Origin of the sequence: Thermalbibacter longus (assembly GCF_023806485.1) — a bacterium.
GTDB classification, from domain to species: Bacteria; Chloroflexota; Chloroflexia; order Thermomicrobiales; family Thermomicrobiaceae; genus Thermalbibacter; species Thermalbibacter longus.
This window is the reverse complement of sequence record NZ_JAMSLR010000001.1, coordinates 48,491-64,243: the sequence shown is the minus strand read 5'-3', so window position 1 is coordinate 64,243 and position 15,753 is coordinate 48,491. Positions and strand designations below refer to the sequence as shown.

At 68.5% G+C, this 15,753-nt stretch carries 13 protein-coding genes; 8 read left to right on the top strand and 5 right to left on the bottom strand.

Going from position 1 to position 15,753, the window contains the following annotated elements; genetic code table 11:
* Positions 1 to 141: 141 nt before the first annotated feature.
* On the bottom strand, positions 142 to 471 hold the full coding sequence (locus tag NET02_RS00295) for a GlsB/YeaQ/YmgE family stress response membrane protein (RefSeq protein WP_284055362.1): 330 nt from the start codon (positions 469 to 471) through the stop codon (positions 142 to 144).
* 180 nt (positions 472 to 651) lie between these two features.
* On the opposite strand from NET02_RS00295, the gene NET02_RS00290 reads away from it, so the two are divergent.
* The 4 genes from NET02_RS00290 (at position 652) to NET02_RS00275 (ending at position 5,226) form a co-directional block, all read left to right on the top strand.
* Positions 652 to 2,388: a CAP domain-containing protein gene (locus NET02_RS00290; protein ID WP_284055361.1), complete on the top strand. Its 1,737-nt coding sequence runs from the start codon at positions 652 to 654 to the stop codon at positions 2,386 to 2,388.
* Positions 2,389 to 2,433: 45 nt separating this feature from the next.
* Entirely contained in the window at positions 2,434 to 2,952 is a 519-nt protein-coding gene (locus NET02_RS00285; protein ID WP_284055360.1) for a GAF domain-containing protein, read from the top strand.
* Positions 2,953 to 3,175: 223 nt separating this feature from the next.
* A complete protein-coding gene (locus NET02_RS00280; protein WP_284055359.1) occupies positions 3,176 to 4,108 on the top strand; it encodes an LLM class flavin-dependent oxidoreductase in 933 nt (310 codons plus the stop codon).
* Positions 4,109 to 4,182: 74 nt separating this feature from the next.
* Positions 4,183 to 5,226, top strand: coding sequence for an alanine racemase (locus NET02_RS00275; RefSeq protein WP_284055358.1), 1,044 nt, complete (start codon positions 4,183 to 4,185; stop codon positions 5,224 to 5,226).
* A gap of 118 nt (positions 5,227 to 5,344) precedes the next feature.
* On the opposite strand, the gene metG is transcribed toward NET02_RS00275, so the two are convergent.
* Both metG and NET02_RS00265 read right to left on the bottom strand, forming a co-directional pair.
* Positions 5,345 to 7,102: a methionine--tRNA ligase gene (gene metG, locus NET02_RS00270; protein WP_284055357.1), complete on the bottom strand. Its 1,758-nt coding sequence runs from the start codon at positions 7,100 to 7,102 to the stop codon at positions 5,345 to 5,347.
* Positions 7,103 to 7,258: 156 nt separating this feature from the next.
* Complete coding sequence (locus NET02_RS00265; protein ID WP_284055356.1) at positions 7,259 to 7,972, bottom strand: phosphoribosyltransferase; 714 nt, start codon at positions 7,970 to 7,972, stop codon at positions 7,259 to 7,261.
* 229 nt (positions 7,973 to 8,201) lie between these two features.
* Here NET02_RS00265 and NET02_RS00260 point away from each other — a divergent pair, with 229 nt between their 5' ends.
* The gene (locus NET02_RS00260) at positions 8,202 to 9,866 is read left to right on the top strand and encodes a ribonuclease J (RefSeq protein ID WP_284055355.1); all 1,665 of its coding nucleotides are present in this window, start codon (positions 8,202 to 8,204) and stop codon (positions 9,864 to 9,866) included.
* 43 nt (positions 9,867 to 9,909) lie between these two features.
* Here NET02_RS00260 and NET02_RS00255 read toward each other — a convergent pair whose 3' ends face one another.
* Both NET02_RS00255 and NET02_RS00250 read right to left on the bottom strand, forming a co-directional pair.
* Positions 9,910 to 10,254, bottom strand: coding sequence for a hypothetical protein (locus NET02_RS00255; RefSeq protein ID WP_284055354.1), 345 nt, complete (start codon positions 10,252 to 10,254; stop codon positions 9,910 to 9,912).
* 83 nt (positions 10,255 to 10,337) lie between these two features.
* Positions 10,338 to 10,994, bottom strand: coding sequence for a metal-dependent hydrolase (locus NET02_RS00250; RefSeq protein WP_284055353.1), 657 nt, complete (start codon positions 10,992 to 10,994; stop codon positions 10,338 to 10,340).
* Between the two features lie 229 nt (positions 10,995 to 11,223).
* On the opposite strand from NET02_RS00250, the gene queC reads away from it, so the two are divergent.
* From queC to NET02_RS00235, 3 genes are all read left to right on the top strand, one after another.
* Entirely contained in the window at positions 11,224 to 11,916 is a 693-nt protein-coding gene (gene queC / locus NET02_RS00245; protein ID WP_284055352.1) for a 7-cyano-7-deazaguanine synthase QueC, read from the top strand.
* Between the two features lie 154 nt (positions 11,917 to 12,070).
* Positions 12,071 to 13,177 (top strand): redox-regulated ATPase YchF, encoded by a 1,107-nt coding sequence (gene ychF / locus NET02_RS00240; RefSeq protein ID WP_284055351.1) that lies wholly within the window; start codon positions 12,071 to 12,073, stop codon positions 13,175 to 13,177.
* Positions 13,178 to 13,195: 18 nt separating this feature from the next.
* Positions 13,196 to 15,667: a YfhO family protein gene (locus tag NET02_RS00235; RefSeq protein WP_284055350.1), complete on the top strand. Its 2,472-nt coding sequence runs from the start codon at positions 13,196 to 13,198 to the stop codon at positions 15,665 to 15,667.
* Positions 15,668 to 15,753: the final 86 nt, after the last annotated feature.

Below are 15,753 nucleotides of genomic sequence, written 5' to 3'. Positions count from 1 at the left end.
CAGACCCGGACTCGCTGAGCGCGTGCTCACGGCGTACTCGGTTCCGTCATCGCCGCTACGGTGCTCGCTTGTGCCCTCTATAACGGTAGCAACCGGCAGCCCGATCGTCAAACGCGGGCAGCCCCCGCGCGGCGGCAGGGCCTACAACCGCCGGCCGCGGGCCTGCTTGGCTACGACGTTGTAGAGAAAGGCGAGAATGATCGCCCCGACCAGGGCTGGGATGATCGCGATACCACCCAGATCGGGGCCGAGGTCGCCCAGCAGCAGGCTCCCCAACCAGCTCCCCAGCAGCCCGGCGACGATCGCACCGAGCCACCCATAGGGCAGGCTGCCGGGCACGATCTGGTCGGCCACCCAGCCGATGATCGCCGCGACGAGCAGCGTGATCAGCAGGCCCACGAGCTGGAACGTCGTCCAGATCGCGAACAGCAATACCAGCAGGATCAGGATGAGCACGATCAATTCGATCATCTGTCGCCTCAACTTCCGCTTCACGAGAAGCCGAGATCCGGCGCCGCGCAACACCACCCCATTGTACGTTCGGTGATGGCATCCTGTCCTCAGTGTGGCATAGTTGACCCGGGAAGGGATACCAGCGCTTGCCGGGTACCTCGCGGGCTGCTCAGGCAGGCCAGAGGGAAGGGACACGGGATGGGGGCACCGCTGGGGGCACGGTCTCGCTGTACCTGCCGGTTTCTCCTCGCCGCGGTCATCGCTGTCCTGCTCTCGACTCCGCTCATGTTCGCCAGCTCGCCGCGCGCGGCTGCGTCGGAAAGCACCGACCCGGCTGAGCACGCGCTGGCCTTGATCAACTCCTACCGCGCCTGGCTGGGGCTGCCGCCGATGACACGCCACCCGGCCCTGGAGTCGGCTGCCACGGCACACGCACGGTATTACCAGCTCAACTACGGCGACCCCACGCTCGCCGGGATGGGCCTGCACCAGGAACAGGAAGGGAAGCCAGGCTTCACCGGCGCCACCATCGGCGACCGCGCTCGCGCGCACGGCTACGCCGGCTCTGTCAACGAGAACATCGGCCTCTCCGGTTCACTGACCACTTCCATCCGCTGGTTCATGGGGACGGTCAACCACCGGCTGCCGCTGATCGATCCGCGCTACACCGACATCGGGTTCGGCTGGGTGAGTGAGGGAGACGTCCGCATCGAGGTCATCGTGGTCGGCTCGCCGACCTGGAGCGACACCGCCAGCCCGGAGTGGGTCGCCTGGCCGGCGGACGGCACGACCGGGGTCGACACCCATTTCTGGGGCGAAGTGCCGAACCCCTTCGCGAATGCCTCGTTCCCGATCGGGTATCCGATTACGCTGAAGTACTTCGGCGCCGGAGACGTGGAGTTCACCAGCGCGTCGTTGCTCGCCGACGGGCAGCCGGTCGACGTCCTGTTCGCCACTGGCAGCGGCTGGCTGAGCCGCCGCACCGCCCTGCTGGCGGCGACAAAGCCGCTCCAGCCGGGCACACTCTACACGTACACGATCACCGGCACGGCCAACGGCCAGCCCTTTACTCACCAGGCCAGCTTCCAGACAGCGGTGTCACCGGAGGAGCCGCTGGCGCGCGACGGGTTGCGCGCGGCTACCCAGCTTCCGGCGGGCCTGGCCGGAGCGCCGCCGGCCCTGCAGCGGGTGTGGTGGTCGACCGATGCCGCGGTCTGGTTGGAGAGCGAAGACCGCTCCTGGGTCTGGGGCCCGGATATCTGGGCGACGGTCGAGGAGCCGTACGCGGAGTCGCCTGGTGGCCGGCGCACGGTCTACTACCTGGACAAGGCCAGGCTGGAGGTCACTGACCAGGGTGGCGACCCCACCTCGGCCTGGTTCGTCACCAGCGGCCTGCTGGTGCGAGACATGATCCTCGGGGCAGCCCAGGTCGGTGACAACGCGTTCCAGCCGGTCGGCCCGGCCCAGGTGCCGCTCGCTGGCGACCCGGCCCCGCTCAACCCGGACGCGCCGACGTACGCCAGCCTGCACCACCTGGCAGCGATCGCTCCCGATCGGGCTGTGCCCGACCGCACGGGCCAGCCGGTGGTCGAGGTGCTGTCCAGGGACGGTACCGTGACGACCGACCCGCGCCTCGGATCGACGACGTACGCCTGGTACGACCCAGTGACCGGGATCAACGTGGCGGCCGTTTTCTGGGAGTGGACGCAGGGCCAGCCGTGGGACTGGCTCTACGTGCTCGGCCACCCGATCAGCGAGCCTTACTGGATCAGGACACGTGTCGCCGGGGCGGAGCAGTGGGTGCTGGTGCAGGCGTTCGAGCGCCGGCTGTTGACCTACACCCCCTCGAACTCGATGGGCTGGCAGGTGGAGTTCGGCAACGTCGGGCGCCACTACTACGAGTGGCGATACGGCCAGCGACCGCCAGAAGGGTAAAATGCGCTGGGAAACGAGACTGCCTCGGGAGGAGCGACGAACGGCATGACGAGCCGGGCAGAGACGACCGCTATAGAGGCTGCGCGAGCGAGGCTCGCCGAGCTATTTGCGTCGACCGGTGACCTGGACGCGCTCTATGATGGAGTCTGCCGGGTGCTCAACGAGACCTTGCCGACCCACAACTGGGTCGGCATCTACCTGGTCGAAGGGCCAGACCTGGTGCTGGTCGCCTGGCGCGGCCCGGCGGCGACGGAACACGTGCGCATCCCGATCGGCACCGGGATCTGCGGCGCTGCCGCCGCGCAGGGGGAGACGATCATCGTGCCGGACGTCAACGCTGACCCCCGCTACCTGCAGTGCTTCCTGGAGACGCGCTCCGAGATCGTGGTGCCGATCAAGCTCGGCGACCAGGTGCTGGGGGAGATCGACGTGGACGGCAACCAGGTCGACGCCTTCGGCCCGGCCGACCAGGAGCTGCTCGAGTGGACCGCTGCCAGGCTCGCTGAGGCGATGGTCGCCTCCCGGAGCCAGGCAGAGAGTCGATCCCGCATCGATCGCGCCTGATCCCTAACCCATCCTCGCCACTTCGGGCGCCTGCTCGACCCGCGCCGTCGAACCTGAACCACCGGCCGAGCGGTCGCTCCGAGCTGGCGAGCGCATCACCATCTCCCGACGGGCATTCGAATTCGACGCTCGCCGATCTTGACCGATCGGCCGGCCTGTGTGCTTATACAGAGCAACCTCGCGAGCCCCAGGTGAACGGCGAGCCCGGGAGAGGAGGCGTTCGATGGGTCAGCCCGGCAAGCGACCGCTGAAGGTGGGAATCCTTCTCCCACAGGCGGAGTTCCGGTGGGACGGGCGGACTCCGCGCTGGAGCGATCTAGAGGCGATGGTTCACCTGATCGAGGACGTGGGATTCGACTCGGTCTGGGTCGTCGACCACTTCCTGTTTCGCCAGCCAGACCAGCCGACCGAAGGCTTCTGGGAGTGCCTCACGCTCCTCTCCGCCCTGGCGGCCGCGACCCGTCGGGTGGAACTCGGCACGCTCGTCGTCTGCACCAACTGGCGCAACCCCGGGCTCATCGCCAAGATGGCCGATACCATCGACGAGATCAGCGGCGGCCGCCTGATCCTCGGCCTGGGCGCCGGCTATCACGAGCCGGAGTTCCAGGCGTTCGGCTTCCCGTACGACCACCGCTACAGCCGCTTCGAGGAAGCGCTGGTGATCATCCACCGGCTGCTGCGCGAGGGCTCGATCGACGCTTTCGACGGTCGCTTCTACCAGATGCGCGCGTGCGAGCTGCGGCCGCGCGGGCCACGGCCACAGGGCCCGCCGATCCTGATCGGCTCGACCGGCCACAAGATGCTCCGGTTGGCAGCGCGGTACGCCGATATCTGGAACACCTACTACTCAGGAACCGGAAACCGCGTGGACGGCGTACCCCCGCTCCAGGCCCAAGTAGACGAGGCCTGCGCGGAGGTGGGGCGCGATCCCGGCACGCTCGAGCGGTCGGCCACCGTGCTGGTCGGTTTCGAGGGGCACGGCCCCATCTACGGCGTCGTGGCCGAGCCGCTCACCGGCCCACCGGAGCGGCTGGCCGAGGAGTTCCGCGCCTACGCGCGAGCCGGGATCACCCACCTCCAGGTGCGGGTAGAGCCCAACACCCTAGCTGGAATCGAGCGGCTGGCACCGGTGCTGGAACTCCTCGACCGGGGATAGCGGCGACGGCACAGCCAGAGGAGTCTTCCGACATCGAGGCAACGGCGGTCGCGAGAGGGAAAGGAGCGTACACTGTGCTGGTGGATGACCTCGATACCCCGGCGGTGATCTGCGACCTGGACGTGCTCGAGCGCAACCTCCGCGAGATGGCCGCCTACTGTCGCGACCTGGGTATCCTGCTGCGTCCACACACCAAGTCGCACAAGATCCCCGAGATTGCTCACTGGCAGCTCGCCTCCGGCGCCATCGGCATCTGCTGCCAGAAGTTGGGGGAGGCTGAGGTGATGGTCGCGGCGGGCATCCGCGATATCCTGATCCCCTACAACATCGTCGGCAAGGCCAAGCTCGAGCGACTGGCGCGGCTGGCGCGGCGCGCCGCCATCACCGTGGCGGTGGACTCCGAGGAGACCGCCCGCGGTATCGCCGAGCAGCTCCAGGCCGACGGCGCGCGCGTGCGCGTGCTCATCGAGCTGGATACGGGTGCCCGGCGCTGCGGAGTACAGTCGCCGGAGGAGGCACGGGCGCTCGCTCGCGTGCTGGTTCGCCTCCCGAGTCTCGACTTCCAGGGGATCATGACCTACCCCAGTCGTCCTGAGGCCAAGACGTTCCTGGAGGAGACGATCCGGCTGCTCGAGGCCGATGGGATCCCGGTGGCGACGATCAGCGGCGGGGGCACCGGGCTGGAGGAGATCTCTCGGGAGATCGGTTGCACCGAGCACCGTAGCGGTTCCTACGTCTGGGAGGGCCGCTCGCGGGTGCGCGGCCGGGAAGACCTGCATCCTGACCGTTGCCCGCTCAGGGTGGTCTGCAGCGTCGTGAGCACCCCGGCGCCCGGACGGATCATCATCGACGGCGGCATGAAGACCTTCGCCAGCTACCCGCCGGTGCCCTACGGCTACTGCGTCGAATACCCAGAGATACAGATCTACGCGATGTCCGTGGAGCACGGCCACGTGGACACAAGCGCGTCCGACCACCGGTTTCGCGTCGGCGAGCGGCTGAGCTTCATCCCGCTGCACCAGGAGATGTGCTTGAACCTCCACGACGAGCTGGTCGGCGTGCGCAGCGGCAAGGTCGAGGTGACCTGGCCGGTCGCTGCGCGGGGCAAGGTGAAGTAGTCTTTTGATGCCTCCCAGAGCGGGAGCACCTGGCCCGGCGTCCGGCGCCGGGCGTCGGGATGCTGGGGGCGAGCTCCACTCCCGCGCCGGATCCGCGCCCCGGCACTCCAGGCAGCGGCTAGCCGCGCACTTGCACGAGGAGCCGCTGGCGCTCCTCTTCGACCACCGACTCGTCCAGCTTCTGGTACAGCACGACCGGCTGGCGAAGCGTCCGCCCCGGCTCCAGCTCGCTCGGCTTCCAGCGGTCTTCGCCTTCACTGGCCGCGGGCCGGTAGGTCAGCACCTCGTGACCACCGGTCGCAGTGCCCGGCTCGATGACCTGCTCGCCGAAGAGCGGCGACTCATAGCCTAGGAAGTGGTGCACCTGCTCGCTGCTGAACGGGAGAACCGGCGACAGCAGGAGCTTGAGCGAGTCGATCGCGCGGAGCGCGACGAAGATGGTGGTCGCCGCCGCTTCTCGGTTCTCGCGGATCTGGAACCAGGGCGCCTTCTCGTCCAGGTAGCGATTGACCTCCCGGGCCAGCGCCATGGCCTCGCGTTGAGCCGCTTTCAGCTCGACCCGCTCGTAGAGGGCGCCCACGGCGGCGAAGCCCTGGCCGATCTGGTCGAGCAGGTTGCGATCGCGCTCCGAGAGCTGCCCTGGCTCCGGCACGCGCCCATCGAAGTTCCGATACGCGAAGCTGACGACCCGGTTCACCAGATTTCCCCAGGTGGCCAGCAGCTCGTTGTTGTTACGCTCCACGAATCCATGCCAGGTGAACTCGCTGTCCCGCGTCTCCGGCGCGATGCTAGTCAGGTAATCGCGCAGTGGGTCGGGCGCGTAGCGATCGAGGAAGTCCGGCACCCAGACAGCCCAGTTGCGGCTAGTGCTGAACTGCTGCCCCTCGAGGTTGAGGAACTCGCTCGCCGGGATGTCGTATGGCAAGTTGAGCGACCGGTCATAGCCCATCAGCTCGGCCGGCCAGATGAGAGCGTGGAAGGGGATGTTGTCCTTGCCGATGAAGTAGTACCCCCGGGCAGACGGATCGCGCCACCAGGCTTCCCAGGACTCTCCGTCGCCGTGGTGACGCGCCCACTCGATACTGGCCGAGAGGTAACCGATGACCGCCTCGAACCAGACATACATGACCTTGTGCTCGTAGCCGGGAACCGGGATGGGGACACCCCAGTCGAGATCGCGGGAGACCGGCCGTGGCTTCAACCCCTCCTGGATGAAATTGCGGACGAAGTTCTGCACGTTGGGACGCCAGTGCGCCTGCCGCTCGATGTACTCCAGAAGCTGATCGCTGAAGGCCGGCAAGTCGAAAAAGAAGTGCTCCGTCTCGCGCAGCACCGGCATGCGACCACAGAGCCGGCAGCGCGGATCGATCAGCTCGGTAGCGTCGAGGGTGCGGCCGCAGTTGTCGCACTGGTCGCCGCGGGCATTCGGGTAGCCGCAGTACGGGCAGGTACCCTCGACGTATCGGTCGGGCAGGAAGCGGCGGTCGTACTCGCAGTAGAACTGCGTCTGTGTGCGGGTGAAGAGGTATCCCCGCTCGTTGAGCGTGCGGAAGATGTCCTGGGAGACCGCGACGTGGTTCTCGGTATGCGTGTGGGTGAACAGGTCGAAGCTGATCCCCAGCCGGCGGTATGTCTCCAGGAACCGGTGGTGGTAGCGCCGGAAGATCTCCTCGGGGGAGACCCCCTCGCGGTCGGCAGCCACGGTGATCGGGGTACCGTGGGCATCGCTGCCGCTGACCATCAACACCTGGTTGCCGCGCAGGCGGTGGTAGCGAGCGAAGATATCCGCCGGCAGGTAAACCCCGGCCACGTGGCCGAGATGGAGGTCGCCATTGGCGTAAGGCCAGGCAACGAAGATGCCGATCCGCTTAGCCATAGTCGTCTGTGGTCCTCTCGTCGCTCGTACGGGCTGCCGGCAGTGGACGGATGCCCGGCGTCATCTGATTAAAGCACGAAATGGCCCTTGTTGGGGCCTGCTGAGACAGAGATCCGGGACGATGAAGGCCCGCGCGCCGGCAACCCGGGCACCAGTTCACCAGGTCGCCGACGTCTCATCCGGAGTGGTCGAGCGGGCTACCGTCTCCTGGGCTCTGCGAAGCAGATCCAGCACCTCTTCATCGCTCACCTGGTGGAAATCCTCGTACCAGGCCCCGACGCCATCGAGGTGCTCGGGCGCGAGGAGGACTTCGACGTGGTCGACTTCTTCCTCCAGGCGGCGTACTGCCTGCGGGGGTGCCACCGGCAGCGCCACGATGATGGCGCCCGGCTGCTGGTCCTTGACCGCAGCGATAGCGCCGAGCATGGTAAAGCCGGTCGCGACGCCGTCGTCGACCAGGATGACCGTCCGCCCGCTCAGCGAGGGGAGCGGGCGTCCCCCGCGATAGAGCTGGCGACGCCGAGCCAGTTCGTGCAAGTTCTCCCTGATCGCCTGCTGCAGGTAGTCCTCAGGCGCAACGCCGAGCTCGATCTCCCGCCGGTTGATCGAGACGAAGCCATTCTCGGCAACGACGCCGATGGCGTACTCGGGGTTGAAGGGCGCGCCGATCTTGCGCGTGAGGATGACGTCGAGCGGCAGATGGAGCGCGCAGGCTATCTCGTAGCCGACCAGCACGCCACCGCGCGGCAGTGCCAGCACGATCCCCTGCTCGACAGGCTGCTCCCGTAGCCGCTCGGCCAGCAGCCGACCAGCCTCGAACCGGTCCTTAAAGCGGATCCCGGCCATCTCGTCGAAGCGCTCTCGCCACATCGGTCACCTCGTCGAGTCTGCCATGCAGGCGCCCGGCCGGCGGCGGAGGTTCTCGTGCGGGTATTCGCGCGCTCGATAAGGCGTACGGGATACTGTGTCTATTCTACCCCAGCCTGGCGCCATCAAGCCGTTCGATATCGCCGAAAGAGGGAGAGCCGTACGCTATGATTGACACAACTGTGAGGCGGCCCGGGGAGCTGGCGCCGCCGTTCGAGGGAGTTGAACATCGATGGCAAAACCGCGGCTGCGCATCATCCCCCTCGGGGGGGTCGGCGAGATCGGCAAGAGTATGACCCTCTACGAGTACCGCGGGGACATGGTCATCGTCGATGCCGGCGCCAAGTTTCCTGGAGAAGATCTGCGCGGTGTCGACCTGATCATCCCGGACGTGCGGTACGTTAAGGAGCGGTTATCCAAACTCCGCGCGATCTTGCTCACCCACGGGCATGAGGATCACATCGGCGGGATCCCCTTCCTGCTCTCCGAGCTTCGCCCGATCGCCCCCATCCCCGTCTACGGCTCCGAGCTGGCCGTGGCCTACGCGCGAACCAAGGTCGAAGAGTTGGGTAATCCCAAGCTGGCCGACTTCCAGGTCGTGAAGCCGCATACGCGTTACCGGCTCGGCCACAACTTCGAAGCTGAATTCATCCCGGTAACCCACAGTATCCCCGGAAGCTACGCGATCGCGCTCAAGACGCCGCTCGGCTGGGTCGTCCACACCGGGGATTACAAGTTCGACCCCACTCCGCCCCTCGGGCCGACGACCGACCAGGAGCGGCTGCGCGCCATCGGCCGCGAAGGCGTACTGGTGCTTCTCTCCGATGCCGTCCGGGTCGAGCGACCAGGCCACACTCCTTCCGAGGCGGTCGTCAGCGAGACGCTCAACCGGATCATCGGCTCAGCACGGGGGCGCGTGATCCTGACCACCTTCGCGTCCAACATTACGCGGCTGGATCAGGCGATTCGCGCGGCTCACCGCCACGGGCGCAAAGTAGCGATCTCCGGTCGCAGCATGGAGCAGAGCACCCGGGTAGCGATGGAACTGGGCTACCTGCGCCCGCCCGACGGTGTCATCGTTCCACTGGAAGTCGCTACGGCGCTGCCGCGCAAGCAGTCGATGATCCTCACCACTGGGAGCCAGGGAGAGGCCACCGCCGCGCTCGCTCGCATCGCCGTTGGCGACCACCCGCACATCAAGCTCGCAGAAGGCGATACCGTCATCTTCTCCGCCACGCCGATCCCGGGAAACGAGGAGACGGTCAGCCAGACGATCGACCAGCTCTTCCGCCAGGGTGTGCGCGTGATCTATCCCGAGATCGAGCCGACGGTGCACGTCTCGGGTCATGCCAGCCGCGACGAGCTCAAGCTGATGCTCCGGCTCGTGCGCCCGCGATTCTGCGTGCCGATCCACGGCGAGTACCGGCACCTCGCGCTCTACCGCGAGCTGGCCGGTGAGCTCGGCTACCCGCCGGAGCGCGTGCTGATCCCCGAACTCGGCAGCATCCTCAGCTTCGGCCGCGAGGATGCCCGGCGTGAAGGGACGGTCGATACCGGGCCGATCCTGGTGGACTTCGTCACCAGCCAGCAGGCCATCCTCCGCCGGCGTGACGAGATCGCGACCAGCGGTGTCATCATCGCGACCTTCGTGATCGACCGGGAGACCGGCGGGCTGATCGCTGGGCCAGAGGTGAGCGCGCAGGGGCTCAACGGGCAAATCAGCGACGAGGTGCTGGAGAAGGTGACAGACGAGTTCCGCCGCTTCCTGGAGAAGCGCCAGAAAGGCGGCTTCAGCCACGGCTACCTCGTGAGCCGCACCAAGAACGTGCTGGGGCGGCAGCTCTACCGCCGGGCCAAGACCCGCCCACTCATCCTGCCGATCATCAGCGAGCTGTAGACGGCCCGTACGAGCCTCGCATCCGGAAGACGGGAGCGCGCGTTCAACGAGCGCGCGCGATGACGACGGCAATCAGGACGAGGACAGCGACGAGCAGCGCGGTGACTGCGGTCGCGTTCGCCCGGCCCAGGCGGGAGCGGAGCGGGACCGCCAGCCCGAGCGCTGCCAGGGCGAGCAACCCGACGACTGGATGCCACCAGGTGATGATATTCGGCGCCCGGACGAAGAGCGCCACGCCGATGACCACCTGGATCGCGAGGAACGCGTGGGCGATCCCGGTTAGCCACGCCGGCAGCCCACCCTGCCGCCGTCGCAGGTAGGAGCCCGCAGCGACCAGAAGGTAGAGCACTGCCAGCGACTCTCCCAGCATCCCGTGGATCGCACCCATTGGAACCCCTTCCCCGAGAGTCAAGTGACTCGGGCCAGCAAACCCGCCCCAGTATAGCCAATACGACGCCGAACACTACTCGATCATTGCTCGAGCGCGACGGCTCGTTGGGCCACGGGCGCGCGTCCGGTGGCGCGTTGCCTGGAGGGTAGCGGCGAGGTGGCCGCCAGGAGACGGCCGAACACCGCGAGGCCGGCAGTGAGCAGGAAACACACTGGGTAGGCCAGCTCGTACACCCTGCGGGGATGGATCGCTGGCGCGCCGCCAGTGCCTAGGTCGCGCAGCACGTGAGAGCCCAGCCCGAGGAACAGCCCCAGCCCGAGACCCCGCCACGGGCGTAACCCCGCCAGCACCACGGAGGCGAACAAGACGAACAGGAAGGAGTGGGTCGGCGGCCGCCCGGGCATAGTCATGCACCGATCCAGCCGCACCGACTGCGCGGCGACGATGTGGTCGAGGTCGAGAGCCAGGCTACCGGCCAGCCCGGCCGCAACGAACCATCCAGGTTCCGGCACGAGCGGCGCAGCCGGGAGTGTCACCGCGAGCGCCGCGCTGCTGTGGCTCAGCCCATCGAGCAGTGCTCGCCGCACGGTGCCGTTCTCGGCCCTCGCCCAGGCGCGGTGACAGGCGAGGTGCAGGGTAGCCGCGACGCCAGCACCGAGGAGAGGGAGACCGTAGGGCCGGCTCCAGGCCGGCAGACCCGTCTGGCGACCTCTGAATAGATGGCGACCGCGGCGCATCCCTCGCCCTCCGAGGCAACTCCACCCATCCCCGCGGTAGAGCGGCGTACGGCTAAGGATACGGAGAGGCTGCCATCCCGGCTAGCCTAGCAGCCCTCCCTGGCGGCAAGCCGGGCAACGAGAACGACCGAACACTCCGCGAGCCGGAACTCGCGCCCGCCTACCGCTGTGGTAGTGTAGTGAGATGATGGTCTGGAGGCCGGCACACCGAGCGCGATGGAGGCAAACGGTGAGCGCAGCGAGGACGCCCATCGGACGCGCCGTGGTCTTGCTCTCCGGCGGGCTGGACAGCACCACGGCCGCCTACCTCGCCCGTGCCGAGGGGTACGAGCTCTACGCGCTCTCGTTCGACTACGGGCAGCGCCACCGGCGCGAGCTGGAATCGGCGGCGACCGTCGCTCGCGCGGTCGGTGCCGTGGAGCACCGGGTCGTCACGATCGATCTGGCCCAGTGGGGCGGCTCGTCGCTGACCGGGGCCGGGCCGATCCCCACCGAGCCGACCACGGGCATCCCGTCGACCTGGGTACCAGCCCGCAACCTGATCTTCCTGGCCGTGGCCTCCGCCTACGCTGAGGTGATCGGAGCCAGCGCGATCTTCATCGGCGTCAGCCAGGTCGACTACTCGGGCTACCCCGATTGTCGGGGGGAGTTCCTAGAGGCGTACCAGCGCGCCGCCGACCTGGCCAGCAAGCAGTTCGTCGAGGAGGGTAAGCGGATCCTGGTGCTGGCACCGTTCCTCTACCTGCCCAAGGCAGGTATCGTCCGCCTTGGGCTGGCGCTCGGCGTGGACTACAGCCTCACCTGGTCGTGCTACCAGGGGGGCGATCGCCCATGCGGCGCGTGCGACTCGTGCCGGCTGCGCGCCAGGGCCTTCGCGGAGGCCGGCGTGCCCGACCCGCTCCTCAGCAGCGCTCGACCCTAGCGGCCGGCTCCATCCGGCCGCTCCAGTCGGAGCGAGCCGTCGAAGCGCTCCATCGCAGCGGCATAGCGGGCGCGCCTGCACGTGGTACAACAGGGCCTGGCCCGGCCTCGTACGCGAGTGGGAGTTGGCCGGGATCACCGCATCCGGAGGCGCTATGCCAGTGCAGCTCGTGCTCATCGGCCTGCCACAGAGCGGCAAGACGACCGTCTTCAACGCGCTCACCCGCGCCAAGGCCGTCACCGGCGGCTTCAGCGGCGCTGGGGATGAGCCCAACCTGGCCACCGTCAAGGTGCCCGACCCGCGGCTGGACGTGCTTACCCGCATGTTCAACCCTCGCCGCACCGTCCCCGCTGAGGTGCAGTACTACGATGTGGCCGGGCTGGCCAAAGGGGTCCACGAGCGCGGGCTGAGTGGGCGCCTGCTCGGCTATCTCAGCCAGGCCGACGCGCTCGTCCATGTGGTGCGCGCCTTCGACGACCCGGCCGTTCCTCACCCTGAAGGGTCGGTCGACCCTCTGCGAGACGTCGAAACCATCGACCTCGAGCTCGCCTTTTCCGACCTGAGCATCATCGAGAAACGGCTGGCACGCATCCAGTCGATGCTGGGCAAGCTACGCGCGGCCGAGCGGGAGGCACAGGAGCGAGAGGCCGAGCTGTTGGGCCGGCTCCAGGATGCCTTGACCGAAGGGACTCCGATCCGCGAGGTCGAGCTCTCGGCCGAGGAAGCGAAGGCGCTCCGCGGCTTCGGGTTTCTGACCGCCAAACCACTGTTGATCCTGCTGAACTTCGGTGAAGAGCTGCTCGGCGAGCCAGCCGAGCGCCTGCTGGCAGAGGTGAGCAGCCGCTACCGGCGGCCAGGAGTCGCTGTCGATGCGCTCCCGGGCAAGCTGGAAGAGGAGATCGCGCAGCTCCAGGACGACGACGCCCGGGACTTCATGGACGAGCTGGGAATCGAGGAGCCTGGACGCGACCGGGTGATCCGCCTCTCCTACGCGCTGCTCGGTTTGATCTCGTTCTTCACGGTCGGCCCCGACGAGGTGCGAGCCTGGACGATCCGGCGGGGCACGACGGCGGTGGAGGCAGCAGGTACCATCCACAGCGACCTGCAGCAGGGCTTCATCCGCGCGGAGGTAGTCTCCTACGACGACCTGGTGCGGACTGGGAGCCTAGCCGAGGCCCGGCGAGCTGGCGTGCTCCGGCTCGAGGGGAAGCAGTACGTCGTGCAGGACGGCGACGTGCTGCACATCCTGTTCAACGTGTGAGGTCAGGGAGAGCGTGCCTTGCCCCCGGAGCTGGCGGTTCGGACGAGCGGGCTGATCCCGCTCTGGGCCCTGCCGGCACTGGCCGGGCTGTGGGCTGTGGGGTTGCTGCTCGCCGCTGGCCCGCTCCGGCGGCGCTGGCCGTGGCTGGCCGGCGAGCTGGCCGCGCTCGGCGGGCTCCTGCTAGCGCACGTCCTATTCTTCTGGCGCCCCCTGCTCACTCCAGCGCAAGTCCCGAAGGGCGGCGGCGACCTCAACTCCTTCTTCTTCCCCCTGCACGCTCTCAGCGCCCGCACGGTGCAGGAGGGGGAGCTGCCGCTCTGGAACCCCCACCTCTTCAGCGGCATGCCCCACTTCGCAAACTACCAGGCTGGCCTGCTCTACCCGCCCAACTGGATCGCGTACCTCCTGGCCCGCCCCTTCACGTACAGCACGTTGGAGTTGATGGCTCTCAGCCACTATGTGATCGCCAGCCTCGGCGCCTACGCGCTGGCGCGGGCCACGCTCGGCGCCGGCCGGATCCCGGCACTGGTGGCCGGCATCGTCTTCCCCTACAGCGGCTTCCTAGTAGCCCACCTGGGCCACTACTCGATGTTCTCGGCCGCTGTTTGGGTGCCCTGGATCTGGCTGGGGCTGGCGCAGGCAGTGCGGCGCGCCTCCTGGCTCTGGGCGGCCGTCACCGCTGGCTTCGTCTTCCTGCTGGCCACCGGCGGGCACCAGCAGACAGTGCTCTACGCGCTGGCCGCCTCGGCGGCCTGGTGGCTCTTCTGGATGGTCCTCCGCCACCTGGCGGCCTTCCGCGAGCTGCGGGGCGGGCTCGCGCCAGGACAACGCTCCTCGGTCGCGTCGCTCTGGCGCGCGCTCCGGCCACCGCTGGCCGACGCGCTGCGGGCCGGTCTGGCGGTGGGGAGCGGGCTGGCGCTGGCGATGCCGGTGCTCCTGCCCTCGCTGGAGCTGGCCCGGCGCTCGGTGCGGGCCGGCCGGCTGACCTACGAGCAGGCGACCGAGTTCAGTCTCCAGCCGATCATGCTCGTCCACTTCCTCCTGCCCAAGCTGTTCGGCAGCAACCCGACCGACTACTGGGGACCGTTCTCCAGCGGCGAGGTCTGGTTCTACGCCGGGGTGATCCCGCTGCTCCTGGCCGGGCTGGGCCTGGCGCTCCGCCGCGAGCCCGTGCGCTGGTTCCTGGCGACGCTCGGGCTGGTCGCGCTGTTGCACGCGATGGGGCCGTACACGCCAGTACACGGCTGGGCCTACCGCTTCCTCCCCTTCGCCGACCTGCTCCGCGTCCCGGCCCGCTCGCTGCTGTACGTCGACCTCGCGGTCGCGCTGCTGGCCGCCACCGGCCTGCACGACGTGCTGGCGGCCACGCGAACCGAGCAGACCCGCCTCGCGCGCCTCGCCCTGCGGTCGGCCCGGCGGCTGCTCGCGATCGCGCTGGGAGCGCTGATCCTCTTGATCATCCCCCTCTTCTACCGGGTCGTCCTCGGCGGGCCGGAGCTGCCCGAGCGGGCGGTGATCGCGCTCGACGGGCTGAACCTGCTGGCGCTGCTGCTCGGCCTGGCGCTCCTCTGGCTCTGGGCGGTCGAGCGCGCGCGGCTGCCGCGCCCGGCAGCCGGCCTGCTGGCGCTCGGGCTGGTCGTGGTCGACCTCTTCAGCGCCAACGCCACCTTCAACCCGACGCTCGACGACCTGAACGTCGACTTCCGCCACCCGGAGATCGTCGCCTACCTCCGGGAGCGCGCCGAGGCCGAGGGGCCGATCCGCATGATCTCGCTGACCATTCGCTGGCAGCCGAGCGCGGCCGCCGTGGTCGGGCTCGACGACGTCGGCGGGCTCTACGATCCGATGCAGCCGGCCGGCTACGCCGGCGTGCTCGACTTCGCCCGCAACAACCGCGATCACGGCGCCTTCGACCTCCTGAGCGCGCGCTACCTGATCAGCCGGGCCGACGCCGGGTCGTCAGGCGCGCGCTTCCGGCTGCTGCTGACCACCCCGGAAGGATTGACGCTCTGGGAGAACCCGCGGGCCATGCCGCGCGCCTGGCTGGCCGGCAGCGCCGAGATCGCCGACCGCGAGACCGCGCTGCAGCGCATCCGTGAGCCGGGCTTCGACCCGCGCCGGGAGCTCTACCTGACCGGCGAGCTGCCGCCGGCCGACCGGGCCGCCGGCGGTCGTGTCGAGATCACCGCCTACCGGCCAAACCGGGTGGAGATCGCGGCCGAGGCGACCGCCCCGGCCTACCTGGTGCTGGCCGACACCTTCGATCCCGGCTGGCGAGCGACGGTCGACGGCCGGCCGGCGCCGGTCGCGCTGGCCAACGGCATCTACCGGGCGGTCTGGGTACCGGCTGGTCGCCACGAGGTGGTCTTCACCTACCGGCCGCCGTACCTCGTGCCCGGCCTGGCCACGGCGGCGGCCGGCGCGCTGGCCGTGCTCGGGATGTTCCTCCTGGCCTGGCACCAGCGCCGGGTCTTACGGAGTTACCCGTAAAGCAGTTTGACGAACCGGCCATCTCTGACTATCATTCACCTGGGTGACCTCCCACTTCGCGCGGCAACTGAAAACAGACCTGGACC